We start from the raw sequence: 17022 nt of genomic DNA on the forward strand, positions 1-17022 counted from the left end.
GTATGGACTACATTCAACCAAGACCGAGTTCTATCGTCGCGGCGCTGTATACCGCCCGCGACCTGGGGGTGGACGTGGCGATCCTCCACGGCCCGTCGGGATGCTCGTTCAAGCACGCCCGTCTCCTCGAAGAGGACGGCATGCGGGTGCTGACGACGTCGCTTGCCGACAACGAGTTCATCTTCGGCGGGCACGATCCGCTGATGCGGGTGCTCCGCTACGCGGAGGAGATGTTCTCGCCCCGCCGGATGGCGGTCGTCGGGACGTGTGTCTCGATGATCATCGGCGAGGATCTCCAGTCGGCGATCCACGACGCGGGGGTAGCGACCCCGGCGATCGCCGTCGACATCCATGCCGGGTTCCGGGAGAACATCGACGGGGTGCTTGCGACGCTCGAGCCCGCCGCTGCCGCAGGCTGGATCAGCGCCGACGAACTGGAACGCCAGCGATACCTTTTAGCGAAGGCAAACGAGGTGGAGCGGCTGCGGGGAGCGGCATCCCGGGCCTACATCGAGCCGTCCCGCGGCGACCTCAAGCACGTCGCAGCAGAGCGGCTCGTCGAACTCGCCGACTCGGGTGCTACCGGGGTTGCGGTCATGAACGCGAAGAAAGAGACCGCCTACATGTTCGCCGACGAGCTCATCGCGCTCCATGACGCCTGCCCGGACACCGCGGTCACCTACGTCGCGAATCTCGAAGACCGCGGCCTCCCGAAGGTCAGGGAGGACGCCGGGCGGATCCTCGCCGGGATGCGGGAGCGCGGGGTCGATCCCGAACTCCTCGGGGCGCTCGACGAGTACGGGGCAAACGGCCCTGCGATCGGGGAGCGGCTCCGGGAGATTGCTCCGGACTTCGCCCTCATGGTCGGGGTTCCGCACGCCGTTCCGCCGGAGTACACGGAAGGCATCGAGGTCTTCTCGATCACGAACGGCCCCCGGCAGGTGGCGCCGCTCCGGGAGATGGGGCACCGGCACGTCATGGTCGAGATCGACCTGCACCCGAAGACCCTCGGCGTCCGGGATATCGTCGCAAGCGAGTTCGGGGAAGTCCTCCGGAGCATGCGATGAAGTCCTTCCTCGTCGCCGGCGACCGTTCCGGGAGCGGGAAGACGAGCATCACGCTCGCGCTCTCGGCCCTCCTCTCGACCGACCGGGCCGTCCAGACCTTCAAGGTGGGGATGGACTACATCGACCCTTCCTACCTTGCCGGGGTGACCGGGCGGCCCTGCCGGAACCTGGACGGCTACGTGATGAGCCAAGAAGAGGTCCGGGCGGTCTTTGCGCACGGGTGCCGGGGAGCGGATGTCGCCGTCGTCGAGGGAGTGCGGGGGCTCTTCGAGGGCGCAGAAGCGCTCACCGACCTCGGGAGCACGGCCGCTATCGCGAAACAACTCGACCTGCCGGTCGTTTTAGTCGTCAACGCCCGGAGCATCACCCGGAGCGCGGCGGCGATCGTGAAGGGCTTTTTGGCCTTCGACCCGGACGTCGACATCCGGGGGGTCATCTTAAACAACGTCACCGGAACCCGGCACCGGGAGAAGGCTGTCCGTGCGATCGAGCACTACTGCGGTATCCCCGTCGTCGGGGTCATCCCCCGCACGGAGGAGATGGAACTTGCCATGCGCCACCTCGGCCTCGTCCCCTACCGCGAAGGGCAGGAGCACGGGGAGTTCCTCACCCGGATCGAGACGGTGAAGCGGATGATCGCCGATCACGTCGATGCGGACGCCCTGCTCGCGCTCGCCCGGGAGGGCGAGCCGCCGGCGGTGGAAGGTTCCGTCTACGCGGCGGCCGACCCGGATGTCAGGATCGGCGTCGCGCTCGACGAAGCGTTCAACTTCTACTACGCCGATCTCTTCGATATCCTTGCGTCATGCGGGGCCGAAACGGTTCCGTTCTCCCCGATCCACGATCCATTGCCGGAGGCCGACGGCTACGTCCTCGGCGGCGGCTACCCGGAACTCTTCGGCGCGGAACTCGAGGCGAACACCGCGATGCGGGAGGGGCTCAGGGAGGTCTCCCGGAACGGCACGCCGATCTACGCGGAGTGCGGGGGGCTGATCTACCTCACCGACCGGATGGTTCTTGCTCCCGGCTTCATGGACGCGGGCGAGGAGCGATCTTACGACCTCGCCGGAGTCTTTGCCGGCGAGACCCGGATGCCCGCACGCCGGATGCTCGGCTATGTCGTCGGGACGAGCGCGGCAGGGAGCCCGATGGGCGAGGCGGCGTTCCGCGGCCACGAATTCCACTACAGCAGCGTCGACCTCGCGCCGGAGACGCGGTTCGCCTACCGGCTGAGCCGGGGGAGCGGGATCCGGGGGGGGTTCGACGGTGCGGTCCGGGACCGGACGATCGGGAGTTACACGCACCTCCACCCGGTGGCGAGCAGGGGGATGCTCGCGCACTTCACGGACTGCTGCCGGGGCTGACGGGCCGCAGGCGATATTTTTTTGAGACTTCGCATTCTTCGTGGCTCGCACCTTCGGTGCTCATGCTCGCTTCACTCGCACACCGCGTGAGTTTTTCGGTACAGAGGGGCAGTACAACCTCACGCGAAGAGCGCGAAGCCGCGAAGTGCGACCTCCCCCGCGGGGAGGGAGCATGAGCACCGTCAGGTGCGAAGTGCGAGTTTAGCGAGCATGAGAAGCCATCAGGCTTCGAAGGAGAGTTCCTCTCGGATAACCGATCTTCGCGTCCTTCGCGGCTCGCACCTTCAGTGCTCAAGCTCGCTACGCTCGCACTTCGCGTGAACTAGCGGGTGCGGATAGCGATGCAGTAGTCGCACGCGAAATGCAACGTTCCATAGTAACCGAGTTCAAGGGACATCACGCCTCCGGCCATCACGGTCGTCGCCGGACGGTGCACGAAACGCAAAACATACAAGCAAATCGATACTACACTACCCCCATGATAATTTACCTTGACGGCAGATTCGTCCCGGAGGAGGAGGCGAAGGTTTCGGTCTTCGACCACGGGCTTCTCTACGGCGACGGCGTTTTCGAGGGGATACGGGCCTACAACGGCAGGGTCTTCCGTCTCGACGAGCACATCGCACGGCTCTACGACTCGGCGAAGGCAATCGACCTTGCCGTCCCGATCACGAGGGAGGAGATGGCCGAGGCGATCAAGGAGACGCTCCGGAAGAACAACTTGAAGGACGCCTACATCCGCCCGATCGTGACGAGGGGCGTCGGCGACCTCGGTCTCGACCCCCGGAAGTGCGAAAAGCCGACCGTCATCGTCATCGCCGTCACCTGGGGCGCGATGTACGGCGACCTCTACGAGAAGGGGCTCCGGGCGGTCTGCGTCTCGGTCCGCCGCACCCCGCCGGAGTCGATGCCGCCGAACGTCAAGAGCCTGAACTACTTAAACAACATCCTCGCGAAGATCGAGGCGAACTACCGCGGCGTCGACGAGGCGATCTTCTTCGACACCAAGGGCTACATCGCCGAGGGCTCGGGGGACAACATCTTCGTCGTCAAGGACGGCGCCATCGTCACCCCGCCGACTTTAAACAACCTGCGCGGCATCACCCGGGCGGTCGTCCTCGAGATCGCGGAGTCGATGGGCATCACCCTCCTCGAGCGGAACCTCGGCTACTTCGACCTCTACACCGCCGACGAGGTCTTCGTCACCGGAACCGCGGCGGAAGTCGGCCCGATCCGCGAGATCGACGGCCGCGTCATCGGGAACGGCAAGCCCGGCCCCGTCACCCGGCAGCTGATGGCGGCCTTCAAGACCGTCACCCAGAAGGAAGGAAGCCCGATCGGCGAGTGAGGAGAACCGGCCCGCCGACCGGGCCGGCCGGGATTCTCCAGACATAACTTTTTTATCCGCTCACGCCCAAGTTGTATAGCACTTCGGTGCATAGATTCGCTGCTATAGTGTAGGGGCCAATCATGTCGGCCTTTCACGCCGACGACAGGGGTTCGAATCCCCTTAGCAGCATACTGTTCTGACGAGAGAGCGATAAACTTAAAATAATTTCTATTTGGTGGATTGACAGAAATATTGCTCAAGCGCATTAAGGAATGACATGAACGATTTGCTTACCTTTTAAGAATTCTTTGAGCGCATTAATCGACAGACAGTCACAGCGGTCACATCCTGTAGTGGATCTTTGAACAGTACAGTAGGAGTTGTTTACATTGTATGTATTGTAGTTACTAACCACAGTAATATTTGAAGGATCCTGGCTGTTCTCTTTAGAATCCTGAACATAGATGAAAGCAATACTCATAAAAATGATGTAAATTGCCAAAATGAATAGCGTGATTTTTTGAGGAGTGCGATAATTTTCCCCTGAGAATAGATTGCTTGTACTTGCAGACGTGCCATTGTTTTGCGAAAGATTATGGTAGTATGCACTAATCCATCAATTTCCAAGTAGCGACGTGATTATTGCGACGACAACAGCGGCAAAAAAAAGGAATGCTCCTTCTGGTGAAAAGGTCATAATAATTTATGGCATCAACCCCATGTAAATTCTTTCTCATCTTCATGAAACCGTTTTTAGTCTAGAAAGGGAATACAATAGTTTAGATTGTAGATTTAGTCCTTTTGGATATATTATTTTCACAACGCGCGGATCCAGCATATATACTCGGCCGAATTAAATAGAGATTATTTCAGTAATAAGAGGCAAAAATGAAATTCCAAGGATCCATAATCAAAGAGCAAGGGGTGACCTTTGCTATCGTTATTGTAAAGAGACACATTGTTGATAACAGACACGAAGCCGAAAAAGTTATTGCGAGTTTTCAGCCCATCTTTCCAGGAATGCCCATTATACTCATGGCACAAGATTCAAGAGGAAGGCCCACGTATTTCGGGAGACACGACATTGCAAAATTCATGTCGAAAGTCCCTCTTCACGCAGTGCCGTGGAAGGAATATACACTCCATTAACCCCATTTTGTGAGAGTATTCATATACGCCATAAAAATATTCAAATGCGAGCACAGGGACCGCAGGAACCACGCCCCCGCTAACGTCTCAGGGTTCAAAGCAATTCCATATCTTTAGCTCTCCCTCTCGTTTGCAAGCAGATAAAACGCCTCAGAATAAACTCGTCCCTGCACCAGCCTCAGACAGTCTGGTGGTAACGTTCAACATAAAAGGCGTTCTTATACTTGGGAAGCGCTCCAAAGTGGGGTTCACCTTAAAGATTATTAAAAGAGTATATTAAATGCTGTTAGGACGGCCAAGTAAGATGATCACTTTGATAGAATTGCCCTTTCCTTAAACCCAGTCCACAAGTATACTTTTTTCCGGAGAGTCACCATGAGACAGAATAGAGCGATCACTAGCAGGATAACAGTCCACAATAATCCGCTTAAAGCGACATCTTCAGCGTTAAAAGTCAGAATATCTAGGGGTTTAACGTAGGTCAAACCAGAAGCCACGAGTGTTGTGACAACGGAGAGTGCAACAAACCCGAAGCCAAGGACGACGCTAACATCTGTTAAAAGAGTTGTATATAAATTAATTCTATTATCACATATCTCGAGGTGATCCTATAATTATAAGTCTTCTCAGATAAAATTAGAGATCATGGCGTTCCGGGAAATTGACGATGATCTCTGGGACATTGTCCAGAAACACCTCCCCCCAACGAAGCCGCACATCGGTCGACCTCGCTGTGATCCCCGCGGGCTGATCAACGGCGTCCTGTACGTTCTGACCACCGGATGCTCCTGGCTCGATGTACCGGCTAAATACGGCACCAAATCGACGGTTCACCGGTACCACCTCGAACTCTGCGAGAAAGGCGTGTACCAGGCGATCTTCCTCGACCTGCTCCGGTCGGGGTACGAGATCAAAAAAATCGATCTCTCGCACTGTTCCACCGATACTAAGGCTATTCCCGCTAAAAAAGGGGATCAACCGGCTATGATGGCTATAAAAAGGTAAACGGGAACAAAATGAGTGCTCTGGTCGATCGGAACGGTCTCCCGCTTGCCTGCACGGTTGTACCGGCAAATACCCATGATTCCCGACTCTACGAGCCAACCCTTGAAGGATTTGAGATTCCGGAGGTGTCGGTTCGTCCCACGATCATCTCCGCAGATGCGGCCTATGATGCCCGGGAGATTCGTCAGTACAACCGGAACCGGGGAATTAAGAGCAACATCCCGGTCAACCAGAGATCGCGGAAACAGCCGAAACGAGGGAGGCCATTCTGGTTTGATCCAGAACTCTACAAAAAGCGCAGTGCGGTAGAGCGGTTCTTCAGCTGGATTGAAGCGTTTAAGAAGATTGTTCCAAGATACGAGCGGTATGAGCACTCATTCCTCGGCCTGATCCACCTGGCATGCAGCGTCATGATTGCGAGAGTATTGGGATGAGCTCCTCAATAAACTGCTTTAATTCATCTGGATCATAGGTTTTCCTCGAAAAAGTGTCATCGATATGTCGATGAACTTTGGAGAAATCAAGATCGAAACTCCAAAAGAACATGCGAAAAGGCTTTTTTGCTAAAGAATCACAGTCTTTAACCAGATCGTAGACCTTGGACATAGTCAAGCACTGTAACAAAAATCGGTAACGCGGTATATATGTGTTTGTGAAAATAGGTCCGAACAAAAACTGGAAAATTGGTAAACAATCCAGTATTATAACAGTCTTACGAATACTATCACAGTAACTCCCATCGCTCACGCTCTACATACCGATGCAAAGTATATCTCCAATGTGGCTAAGAGTAAAACTGTAAGCAAATATACCCCCTAGAATCACCGCAGTACTCAACATATCGTTTTGAATTGCCGATACAGGAGCCAACCTGTTTCGACAGATTTATTTCAACTGGAAAGTTATGATTTGTAACTAACGAAAGAAGCAATCCAAGAAGAGAATTTATACCAGTTGATTTTCGATCTTAAAGAATTAGTTGCTGATAAAGGGAACAGAATGGCTGATAGCAGAAAGTTTTCATCAGAGGAACTAAGAGCGCTATCGGAGAATTTGAGGGAGCAAAGAAACACAGCTGAAAAACTGTTAAAGGATAGACATGGTGAAGACTTTAATCGACCCCTTGCAAAACAATTTGTTCGTGATTTATTTGGAGGAGCAACCTGCGGAATAGAGGACGCAGAGGTACGCGAGTGGTACAATGAGACACTAGCATTAGTGGACCACGTATTTGGTACGCAAAATTTGTATGTTCGAAGATTCATCAAACTCCAAAAGGAGCATGATGTTGATATTTTCGGTTTTAATTCGTTTTCTACAGGCCGATTACTTAAAGACTCATTCAATATTTTAGAGGATTGCATTAAGCAACTAGAAATGAAGATAAATATAACGAGTAAGCCGAAAAAGCAAGATAGGCGAGTTTTCATCGTTCACGGACATAATGAGCAAACAAAAGACGAAGTAGAAAAATTTCTCACTAAATATTCATTAGAGCCGATAATATTGCACAAACAGGCAAATCTAGGCAAAACAATTATTGAGAAAGTCGAGCACTATAGCAATTCGGTGCGTTTTGCAATAATATTATTGACCGGAGATGATATCGGCGCAAAGAAAAACACACCTCACAATCCCCCAAGTTTCCAAACTAAAAAAGGTACACTCATTGCAAATGACCAATGGAAAAATGCGATCCTAGACAATTTAAAGAAAAGAGCAAGACAGAATGTTATTTTTGAATTCGGCTATTTCGTTGGATTGTTAGGTCGGGAAAACGTAATCATCCTTTATGAGGATGGCGTTGAACTTCCATCAGATACTCAGGGCCTCTTGTACATATCATTGAACAGTGATTGGCAAAACCAACTCGTGAATGAGATTAAAGCTGTTGGAATAGATTGCTAATCGCACCATTATCTGTATAGCTACCTAGATCAATTAAATTAGGATGACCACTTCTCTACTTGAAAACAATACCGATACACGTAATTTTTCTGCGCCAAGCAGGAGATCATGACACCAGGAGAGCATCCGAGATCGAGTTTTGAGAAGACAGTCTTCAAATCGATCTACAGTTGTCGCTTGAACAATCCAAATTACCTTACTCTATTCCTCCCAAGCCTCCTGTTCGACTCCCCTTCGTTACACCCCGGGGTCTACCCACAACCAAAGCCTTCCTCGATGCCGCGATCCTTGGGCCGCCCAACGCGCCTCCACCGTATCCCCGGCTCCGCAACACTCCCCGGTGTTGTCACCCCAGGTTCCCGCGCGTAACTTCCCCGGACTCCCGTATCCCGTCTCGTCCCCATGCCGGCAGCCGATCCCGCCTCTACCCCAACCCGCGACTCCCGAAGCCCCTGTCCCCCGGGAATGCAACGTCGTTCAGCACCCGAAATAGCCGGAGCCCCAAATAGAACATTGATAAAACCATAACGTCAATATCCCATACGGTGCCGCCCAATGAGAGAACGCAACCATCCTACGCCGGAGGGGCCTGACCCGGAAGAGAGAGGAGCTACCTTCCTTGGATGGTTAAAGAAACGCGGCGGCATGAGGAAGGTGCAGGACTGCCAGCGGAAGTGCAGAGAGAACGGCTTTGAGGCGAAATATTTTGTCGATTCAATGGGATCGGATTACATTCGCCTCTACCGTGCCGGCGGAGGGGACAAAGTCATCAAACTTGAAAAGCCCGTGTGGGCGGACCAATGGATGACCTACTACGATCTCGAAGTGCCTCACCACCGGCACTGGACCAAACTGAAAGAATAGATCCTGTATCAGAATATTTTTTTACTATTACTGGCCATTACTCACCACGGGCTACTACGTACTCCCGGTTAGAGTACCAGTAGTGACACGATCGTGGTAGAAATGCAGATACCATAGTTACGCGGAGGAATGATTATGTCAGGACAAGAACTGCCGGAGCTTCCTGGAGAACTCGAAGAATTCCTGGACAAACCCTATGGTGGTCTATTCGGGAATACCGTTCTCGCTCAGGTTGTTGAAGAGATCGTCGCCGATCCGACGATGGATTATCGGCCCGGGTACCTTGAGGAGATGACGGGCAAAAAGGCCCCCAGCATCAGAGAGGCGCTCAAGACGCTCGTCAAACTCGGACTGATCGAGAACGTATCAAGTGACGTCCAGCATCCGGTCTATCGAGTTGTCGTCGAGTCGAAGAAGTTCATTGCGCTCTCTCTGCTGGCCTATGCCGTGCTCGACGACCGGGACGGGACGGACTGCATGAACACGGCAATCCTGGATTACTACAATAGATCGCTCAGAGCAAAAGTGGAGCCGCTTGCAGTCGCGACGAACTATGCCGGCGAATGGACTACCGGAGAAGATTGCTCTGCACGGGAAGCAGAGTCAGAATATTCGATCTTCTCTGTGGGGGCGTAACCATGGAGGAGGAGCAGAAAGAGAAGAAAGATGGAGCAATAGCCGTCGATCTCCGCAAACTCTATCGGTTCGAGCCGGGGGAACTGCAGCTGGATATCGCGCACAGTTCCTACTCAAACCTTGCGTACGTGCAGGTAGCGCACAGAGATGTCTGCATCGACTTTCTGGAGATGCCCGGCGTCCGCCGGGACGGTAGAGCGCGAATAAACGGAACACGCGTCTACATGTCGCACGCCGCCGCACAGAAACTCGCTGAAGCACTCAGTGGAATTCTTGAGAGGGTGCATACGGAGGAAGGCATGGAGAAGTACGTCCCCGGAGGTCTGAGGAGACGACCCTCAACAGAAGTTGAGCGGGAGCAAGAAGACAGACCCGTATAGAGTTCCCACATGCTGCCGATTGGTTGCGGTTCACACTCGATCGCGTAGAAGCCTCCTGTCCCGGCCCCGCTTCACTGCTTCCCGGGGTCTACCACCCGCCGAAGCCTTCCTCGATGCCGCAATCCTCGGCCGCCCCACACGCCTCCACCGTATTCCCGGTTCTGCAACACTTCGCGATGTCATCTCCGGTTCCCTTGGGTAACTTCCCCGGACTTCCGTATCCCTTCCCGTGCCGGCAGCCGATCCCGCGTCCACCGCGACGCGCGATCCCCGGGGCGCCCGTCCCCCGGGAATGGCGACATCGTTCAGAACCCGAAATAACCTCAGACCCAGAGCGGTCGGCTCGTAGAACACCTTCCGCTTATCGGCAAAATCCTCGAGTTTGGCGATCCTCCTTGCCACAAGCCCGCCGTCGACAAGACCTTTCAGAACCGGGCCGATGGTGTTCGGGTTCGCTTTGAACTCCTCTTTAATCTCATTGAAGTACTTCCTGCCCTCGAGCACCAGGGCAATGTACACGGCCCACCGGAGATCGCTATTCAGTTCCGTCACGGCAGCCCGGGCCTCGTAGGGGACTTCGTTCAGGAATTCTTCAACGACTGCCTGCTCCATACCACACCTCAACACGGACATCGGTTACATCCGACTAACTGTTATTAATCCTACCGCCAATATAAGTTAGCATTCTGTAACTAATAGTTATAATATCGCGATGATAATACTTTCTTAATGGCACTCCCGGGGGGGACGCTCGACCAGAGAGAATACAACTCGCATTCGTTTCGAGAGATTGAAGCGAGAACTCCCCATCGGCATTTACGGCTCGTTTTACCGGGAAAGAAAGAACGACCTGCTCAGACTGAAGGATGCTGTCAGGCAGTATGGTTACCACAATGCATGCATATCGGAAGATTTAGACGACAGACCTCAAGAAGCGCGAGATCCACCTGACCCCATCTATGATCGTCACTTGAGCGTACAACTGATCGATCGGAGTGTGGCTCATATCTTCGTCCTCGCAATGCCCGGGGACAGCGAACCGGCTAACCTGATACAATCCGTCTCGATGGAACTGGAACGACTCACCGCTCTCATGGACCATGGAATAAAAGACCATCAGGAGGTCATGCTTCTTGTCCAGAAAGGGCTTATGGACTGCATCGCAGGGAGCGCCGGAAACGTGTGCAAAGGACTGATTGCCGAAAAGGAGTACGAATGGGATATCGAATACTATACACAAATAGATACCACCTTCAAACCGACGATCAACTTCTGTTATCGGTGTATTGAAGAGCGATGGGACCGATTATAGCGAACCCATCCGGGATGATCTGAGGGGCGTTGACGAGGCCAAGGCCCGCCGCGTAGCAGGCCTTCAAACCCTCCGGTTACCGATGCTATCGACTGGTGGAACAGGACGGCCCCCCGACCGGAGAAGACAATCTTTAAGCAAAACCCCCCTCTTCCATCAGCCGGGCGGCATTCCTCAACCCGTACGCGTCCAGAATCATGAAAGCGCCTGCCATGAGCACGATCCCGGCGAGCAGAATGACGAGGAGATCGACCAGTTCCTCAGGCAGGGTAACGGCGAGAATCCCGAGAACCAGCGAACTCAGGCCCAGCCCGAGTGTATACCAGAAGCCGTTCGGTAAATTCCCTCTCTCCCGAAACACCCGGAGCAACGTGACGATGGCACTGGAAAAGAACCAGATCACGAGTGCGAGCAGAATGAGAACGAGATACAGTTCCCAGAAGACGAATAAAACGATCCCTGCGCCCGCCACGAGACTCCCCCGGATTACGTCCTTGTTCGCATGCTCCTGCCTCTTCCTCTGCCGGAGGCCCCTGACGATCGTGAGGAAGCCGAGAAAGAGAACAAGGGAGGGCAGGATCACGGCGAAGACGGATGTAACGTCGTAGAACGCCAGGATGAGAAGGATCGTGGCTATCGCCCACAGGAGCGCTCCAAAGCCCATCCGGAGCTTCCAGCTCATATGCTGATCCGCAAGACGTTGCAGAGGGTCTTTCCGTGTTGCGTCTTTCGCCGTTACGAGAATGGTATCCATAGTCTCGTAAACCATGAGCACCAGGGGGGCATCGTCGATCAGGTGCATGAGAGGGTTCTTCTCGGGATCGTACCGGTCCATGTGGACACGGTACTCCGATACCGTCTCGTGGGCATGGTACTGCCCTCTCCGGTAACTCGCGAGGGTCCCGGGGCTCGGCACGTTGATGGCCGACCGTTTCCAGTCCGGTTCGAGCGGCTCGGTCACCACGGCCTTCGGAACGACTACCTGGTAAACCCCCTGGTGCAGTGCATCGAGATACGACTCAAGCGTGCTCAACCCCTCTCCCCCTCACCACCCCGTCCCGATGACGACACCGGAGCAGCAGTGATCCGGGTAACTCCGAATCACGGCTCCTCCGTGTCCCGGGATGGGGGCGTGCAGTTGTCCGACAGGAAAGAATGCGGCCTTCCTGCCCGGCGTATAAGGTAGTAACCGCAACAAAGAGCGATGATGATCAGCGCGATACCGATGAGCTCGCCTGCAGTCGACGTATCGAGGAGGATGACTTTCCTTGCGATGGCGATGATCGCGACAAGGAGGATGACTTCGACGTGGAACTCTCTCCTGTCCAAGTATGCTTTTATCGTCTCCAGGAGTTCCAGGCCAATGAGAACCAGGAGGAAGTACCCCAGAAGGTTGAACAACTCGTGGCTGCCCAGCCGGTAAACGGACTCCTCGAACAGCCCTGTGGAGACCGTCCACCCCAATTCGACGAGGGTAAAGAACAGCAGCACGATCAGGAATATAATGAGCACGATATAGGTGAAATGCTCAAACCGCCCCACGAAACGGCGCATGAATAGAATTTCATGCGGTTCTGTATAAATAAATGTCGGAGATAGCGCTGTTTCATCCAGACCCAGAGCAGTTAGCCCTAATTGCTTATATTCGGTTCAGGCGGGCCGGTTCTGTCCGGAATACCGGGCCAGGTTCTGCACCCGGATGACCCGAAAGCCGGGATCGCGATGGAAAAAGGGGTTATACTAGACATCCTTTCTCACCCCGCACCGGGATCGATCATCGCATCGATCGCCGCGCCGGGAGGGCCATGGGGAAGACGGCCTCCTCCCGCTCGATCCTGAAATCGGCGAGATATGGGCCGGAGTGCTCGAGTGCGTTCGAGAGCGCACTTCTCACGTCCTCGCCGGCCAGAACGGTCTCGCCCTCGATACCGTAGGCCCGGGCAATTGCCCGTGGAACGGTGCAAAGAACCATCGTCACGCTATCCAGGATCAGGCCCGCTGTTCCCGAACGATCGAGATGCCTGCCCCGCCACCTCCATCCTAAAGGAATGCCGAAGCCGATAAGGATAGCCGTGAACACGGCCTGTTCTGCCGTCGACGCGTCGTGGTTTCCAGGGGTGCCGCTGCTGGTGCCGAAAAACCGCCATCCGCCATTGATAACCGCACAATATTACCATTTATCGCAAAAACGGCGATATCTTCAAAATGACAAATAGAAAAGATTATTGTTAGGCAGGTCAGAGTGTTGTTGGCCTGTAGGCACGGTGTTCACTGTTAGACCGGGTAACGTCCATTAACATTCTCATCGCGGCCCTTCAGGCGATCATTGCAAACTTACCTAATAACAATATCAGATCATGTCTCATTCCATCATAGAACTGGTGTCCAATTACTAATTCGGTTCAATCCACAACGTTACCCCATTTTTAACCTTGCGGGGGGCGGAGCAGGATCTCACCGGTCTCCAGGGCAGGGGACGACACGGCACAATCCAAAAGGTTGTGCCTGACAGGAAGATGTTTCACATCTTCCGTGCCGTGGAGACAGGTTCTCTACATCACGGCGATGCAGGTTGTCAGGCAGGAAGCCATGCCCTTCGTGCGGTAGTCCACACTTCCGTAGCAGCCGCGCCGGATACATCGCTGCCCCGCGATTGAGAAGAAGCGGCCGCCGGGATCATGCCGGAGCCGGCGCAGCCCTACACCCCCACCGATTCCGCCATCCGCACGAGTTCATCTTTGCCGAGCATGTCGGCCGTGAGTAGGCAGGTGTATCCCCCGGCACTCCAGCAGAACTGATCCCGCCCATCGGCGGAGAGGTATTCGGCCTCCCGCCCATCGGCGAGGAGGACGGGCTCGGGCGTGCCAGGCAGCCCCGCTTCCTCCCGGTAGGGGTCGTGCAGCCGCCGCTCAAACGTAAGTTCATTGCTCCCGTCCGTGAACCGGAGTGTAGTATAGGCCCCGGGAAGATGCACCCCTTCTTTGAAGACATAACCTTCCGGGAGGTAGGACGGCATCTCCACACCATAGCGCCGGGCGTCTTGGATGCTCCAGAGGAAGAGCGGTGTGATCGCGGCCGTCGGCATCGGCCGGACCTCGACGCCTGCCGGCGGGTCGAAGACGAAGATGTCGTCCGGGAGCCCGGTGTTCGCCGAGGGATCGGTGTATTCGGCAGAGAGGATCAGGTTCCCCTCGTTGCCGTACATCTCCAGGCCGAGGAGGAGCCAGGTTTCGGCGTCGATCCATACCCTGAAGCGGTGAACCGCCTCCCGGTAGCGGGTGGGCGCCTCGAAGATCTTCGAGTCACCCGTGACCTCAAGGATATAGGCGGTCCGGCCGCCTATGGTCTCGCTGCCCAGGTAGGAGGCGTTCTGCTCGGAAAGCGATCCGGCGACCGTCTCCGCATACCCCCGGACCCCCTCCGCCCAGCCGGGGTAGGGCGGCCCGGAGAAGGCAGCATTCATATACGGCCCCGCGACCGTCAGCGCCGTCCGGGTTGCCGGGTCGTAGCGCCACTTCCGGGTGCCGTTCGAGACGACGACCGTCCCCGCGAGGTCCGCGGGCTCGAGGAACTCCAGCCGGTAGTTCTCGGGGGCTTTCCGGAACAGCCTGACGGTGACGTTCTCGGAACCGGCCGTTACCGCCACGGTGGCGGTGAAGTCCGTCGCCTGCTCCTCTGCCGCGATGAACCGGGCGGCAATCTCGTCCGCCGGCGGCGGATCCGCAGCGGTGTCGAGGCACCCGGCGGTGCAGGCGAGGAGGAGGAGCACGAGTGCTAAATGCTTCATTTACAGGCCGCCCCCGTCACGATGAAGAGCAGTCCGACGAGCGGCATGAGGAGGAGGGTATACAAGACCGCGGCAACCGCCATGAAACCCGGCACAGGTGTCCCGGGAACAAGGGCGCAGAACGCGTTAGCGGCCAGGATGAGAGACAGGACGCTGACAAGGGCGGAGACGGCGATCGGCATCCGCACCCCGTTCCGGCAGTCATCCGGGAAAGAGTAGAAGAACAATGCTGCCGCCGGAGGAAGCAGGAATAGGAATACATGGTTCCCGATATCAGGAACCGTCACGACCCACCTGGTGATTCCCGTCCAGAGCGCAAGAGCGGTGCAGACGGCCGCGAACGGGATGCCCCAGAACCACCGGGGCGACTCGTGCCGCATCGCCCGCAGGAACTGAACCGACCCGGCGAGCGAGACGAGCGAGAGCAGAATTATCACACTCCCGGAACCGATGGATCCATGGGATGCGAGCGTCACCGGCATGACTGCCCAGAGGAAGAAGAAGACCGCGCTCGCGGCGATGAGCGGGGCGAGTTTCATCCCCGCCTCACCCCCCGGCGCAGGAGCGCGATACCGCAGGCGGCCGTCGCCGCGAGCGCCCCGAACCCCGGAGCGCGGGCGGGCGCCGTCCACCCGTTCTCCCCGAACGACCGGGTCGTCCCGGCAAGGACGTAACCGCCGTCGGCCGTCGCAGCGAGGGCCGAGATATCGTCGGTCGCATCGCCGCCGAAGGAACGGGCGGCGGTGACGTCACCCCTATGGTCCACGAGCACCAGCCACCCGTCGTGCGGCCCCCCGGCGTAGACCGTGCCGGTGAAGGCATACTCCCCCGGAGACGGTGCGACCGCCGACGTGATCGGGAAGACGCCGGGAATCTCGGGCGTCACGGCCCAGGCGACATCCCCGGTCCCGCCGAGTCTGGTGAGACAGGGGCCGGGGAGATCGCTTCCGGGGCAGAACGCCCCGCCGGCGACGAGGTAACCGACGGCACCTCCGCCGAGCGGCTCAAGAAGAGTCGCGCCGGTGCCGCCGTCCATCTCATCAAGCGTCTTCGTCCAGAGAACCTCCCCCGTCGGATCGGTCTTGAACAGTCGGATGGTCGCGGCGGTTCCGGAACGTGCCGCTTCCCAGGGGTTCCTCACCGCGGCGAGGTAGCCCCCGTCGACCGGGGTCGATATGACGCTGTCCACAATCCCGGAGTCGTTGCCGCCGATGGTTCGGTTCCACTCCTCTCTCCCGTCGCGGTCGACCCGGACCAGCCAGGCGTTGTTGGTCCCGGTATTCCTCTTCCCGCCGAGGATGAACCCGCCGTCACCGGTCAGGTCGACCGTCGTGAAGAGTCCGTCCCCCGGGAACGTCCGGCTCCAGACCTCCCGGCCGTCCGGCGTGACCTTGAAGAGCCAGGCACTCCGCGTATCCTTCTCCGGCGTCCAGCCGGTGCTCCCGGCGACGACGTAGTTTCCATCACCGGTCGCGACCACGGCACGCACGGTATCCCAGTCCGGCCCGCCGTAGGTCTTCCTCCAGACCTCGTTGCCGTCGGCATCCGTCCTGAGCAGCAGGGCGTCCCGGAACCCCGTGTTCGCGGCGATCAGGTATCCCCCGTCGTCCGCCTGGAGCACCGACGCGACGTCCGCACTATCCCCGCCGGGGTAGGTCCGGTTCCAGGCCTCGTTCCCCTGCCCGTCCGTCTTGACGAGCCAGATGGAGAGGTCGTACCAGGTTGCCTGCGTGCCCGTGGCCGGGGTGGCGAACTCCTCCGCCATCGCCCGGGAGATATCAGCGAGGACGGTGTTCTCCTCGTCGGTCAGGACCGGGTTCTCCCCCGCCGCCGGGTCGAACGCGATCCGGGTCACCGCACCCTCGGTCTCGTGCACCACCGGGTATTTTTCCCAGATCTCGCGGAGAGACTCCTTTAATGCCTTCTTCTCTTCGTTGGAGCGGGGAGAGCGGTCGATGTAGCCGAGCAGGTTTTCCTGCTCGTCATCGGTTCCGACGAGCATGACGTAGTGGGGCGATGCCTGCTTCACCGCATCGTCGATCTCAAGCCGGTCGACGGGGGCCTCCACCGGGCTCTCGGCCGGGCGGGGGGTTTCGGCAGCCGCCGGGAGGATGAGCAGGCAGAGGATGAGAATAACGTGAAGATACTTCATGGGAACACTCCGGCCTCCCGATTTCGTCAAACATCGGTCCGGCACGTCTGCCGGCAGAACGGAAGGCC

17 protein-coding genes and 1 tRNA gene are annotated in these 17022 nt (G+C 56.9%); 11 read left to right on the top strand and 7 right to left on the bottom strand.

Annotated elements, in window-relative coordinates; translation table 11 throughout:
- The first annotated feature begins 2 nt into the window (after positions 1 to 2).
- The 10 genes from cfbD (at position 3) to MEMAR_RS08555 (ending at position 9703) form a co-directional block, all read left to right on the top strand.
- Positions 3 to 1067 (top strand): Ni-sirohydrochlorin a,c-diamide reductive cyclase catalytic subunit, encoded by a 1065-nt coding sequence (gene cfbD / locus MEMAR_RS08510; RefSeq protein ID WP_011844571.1) that lies wholly within the window; start codon positions 3 to 5, stop codon positions 1065 to 1067.
- Complete coding sequence (cfbB, locus tag MEMAR_RS08515) at positions 1064 to 2431, top strand: Ni-sirohydrochlorin a,c-diamide synthase (RefSeq protein WP_011844572.1); 1368 nt, start codon at positions 1064 to 1066, stop codon at positions 2429 to 2431. The genes cfbD and cfbB overlap by 4 nt, the downstream gene beginning before the upstream one ends.
- A 478-nt stretch (positions 2432 to 2909) precedes the next feature.
- Positions 2910 to 3779 carry a branched-chain-amino-acid transaminase gene (gene ilvE / locus MEMAR_RS08520; RefSeq protein ID WP_011844573.1) on the top strand — a complete coding sequence of 290 codons (870 nt, stop codon included), beginning with the start codon at positions 2910 to 2912 and terminating at the stop codon, positions 3777 to 3779.
- Between the two features lie 98 nt (positions 3780 to 3877).
- A tRNA-Glu gene (locus tag MEMAR_RS08525) sits at positions 3878 to 3950 on the top strand.
- Positions 3951 to 5555: 1605 nt separating this feature from the next.
- Positions 5556 to 5915 (top strand): IS5/IS1182 family transposase, encoded by a 360-nt coding sequence (locus MEMAR_RS08530; RefSeq protein ID WP_011844170.1) that lies wholly within the window; start codon positions 5556 to 5558, stop codon positions 5913 to 5915.
- Positions 5916 to 5926: 11 nt separating this feature from the next.
- Positions 5927 to 6349 carry an IS5 family transposase gene (locus MEMAR_RS08535; protein WP_011844169.1) on the top strand — a complete coding sequence of 141 codons (423 nt, stop codon included), beginning with the start codon at positions 5927 to 5929 and terminating at the stop codon, positions 6347 to 6349.
- A 520-nt stretch (positions 6350 to 6869) separates the two neighbouring features.
- Positions 6870 to 7823: a TIR domain-containing protein gene (locus MEMAR_RS08540; RefSeq protein ID WP_222702444.1), complete on the top strand. Its 954-nt coding sequence runs from the start codon at positions 6870 to 6872 to the stop codon at positions 7821 to 7823.
- 555 nt (positions 7824 to 8378) lie between these two features.
- Entirely contained in the window at positions 8379 to 8687 is a 309-nt protein-coding gene (locus tag MEMAR_RS08545) for a hypothetical protein (protein ID WP_011844578.1), read from the top strand.
- Positions 8688 to 8822: 135 nt separating this feature from the next.
- A complete protein-coding gene (locus MEMAR_RS08550) occupies positions 8823 to 9323 on the top strand; it encodes a hypothetical protein (protein ID WP_011844579.1) in 501 nt (166 codons plus the stop codon).
- 2 nt (positions 9324 to 9325) lie between these two features.
- Complete coding sequence (locus tag MEMAR_RS08555; RefSeq protein ID WP_011844580.1) at positions 9326 to 9703, top strand: DUF3467 domain-containing protein; 378 nt, start codon at positions 9326 to 9328, stop codon at positions 9701 to 9703.
- A 30-nt stretch (positions 9704 to 9733) separates the two neighbouring features.
- Here MEMAR_RS08555 and MEMAR_RS08560 read toward each other — a convergent pair whose 3' ends face one another.
- Entirely contained in the window at positions 9734 to 10315 is a 582-nt protein-coding gene (locus MEMAR_RS08560; RefSeq protein WP_011844581.1) for a MarR family winged helix-turn-helix transcriptional regulator, read from the bottom strand.
- 178 nt (positions 10316 to 10493) lie between these two features.
- On the opposite strand from MEMAR_RS08560, the gene MEMAR_RS08565 reads away from it, so the two are divergent.
- Complete coding sequence (locus MEMAR_RS08565; RefSeq protein WP_011844582.1) at positions 10494 to 11015, top strand: hypothetical protein; 522 nt, start codon at positions 10494 to 10496, stop codon at positions 11013 to 11015.
- 133 nt (positions 11016 to 11148) lie between these two features.
- Here the strand turns inward: MEMAR_RS08565 and MEMAR_RS08570 are convergent, their stop codons facing one another.
- The 6 genes from MEMAR_RS08570 to MEMAR_RS08595 all read right to left on the bottom strand — a co-directional run bounded on the left by MEMAR_RS08570 (position 11149) and on the right by MEMAR_RS08595 (position 16954).
- Entirely contained in the window at positions 11149 to 12048 is a 900-nt protein-coding gene (locus tag MEMAR_RS08570) for a DUF308 domain-containing protein (RefSeq protein WP_011844583.1), read from the bottom strand.
- Between the two features lie 68 nt (positions 12049 to 12116).
- Entirely contained in the window at positions 12117 to 12569 is a 453-nt protein-coding gene (locus MEMAR_RS08575) for a phosphate-starvation-inducible PsiE family protein (RefSeq protein WP_011844584.1), read from the bottom strand.
- Positions 12570 to 12789: 220 nt separating this feature from the next.
- The gene (locus tag MEMAR_RS13160) at positions 12790 to 13095 is read right to left on the bottom strand and encodes a thiamine pyrophosphate-dependent enzyme (protein WP_187147917.1); all 306 of its coding nucleotides are present in this window, start codon (positions 13093 to 13095) and stop codon (positions 12790 to 12792) included.
- 618 nt (positions 13096 to 13713) lie between these two features.
- The gene (locus MEMAR_RS08585) at positions 13714 to 14802 is read right to left on the bottom strand and encodes an outer membrane lipoprotein-sorting protein (protein ID WP_011844585.1); all 1089 of its coding nucleotides are present in this window, start codon (positions 14800 to 14802) and stop codon (positions 13714 to 13716) included.
- Positions 14799 to 15341, bottom strand: a complete 543-nt coding sequence (locus MEMAR_RS08590; RefSeq protein WP_011844586.1) for a hypothetical protein — start codon at positions 15339 to 15341, stop codon at positions 14799 to 14801. Before MEMAR_RS08590 ends, MEMAR_RS08585 begins: the two co-directional genes overlap by 4 nt.
- Positions 15338 to 16954: a hypothetical protein gene (locus MEMAR_RS08595; protein ID WP_011844587.1), complete on the bottom strand. Its 1617-nt coding sequence runs from the start codon at positions 16952 to 16954 to the stop codon at positions 15338 to 15340. The genes MEMAR_RS08590 and MEMAR_RS08595 overlap by 4 nt, the downstream gene beginning before the upstream one ends.
- Positions 16955 to 17022: the final 68 nt, after the last annotated feature.

Origin of the sequence: Methanoculleus marisnigri JR1 (assembly GCF_000015825.1) — an archaeon.
GTDB classification, from domain to species: domain Archaea; phylum Halobacteriota; class Methanomicrobia; order Methanomicrobiales; family Methanoculleaceae; genus Methanoculleus; species Methanoculleus marisnigri.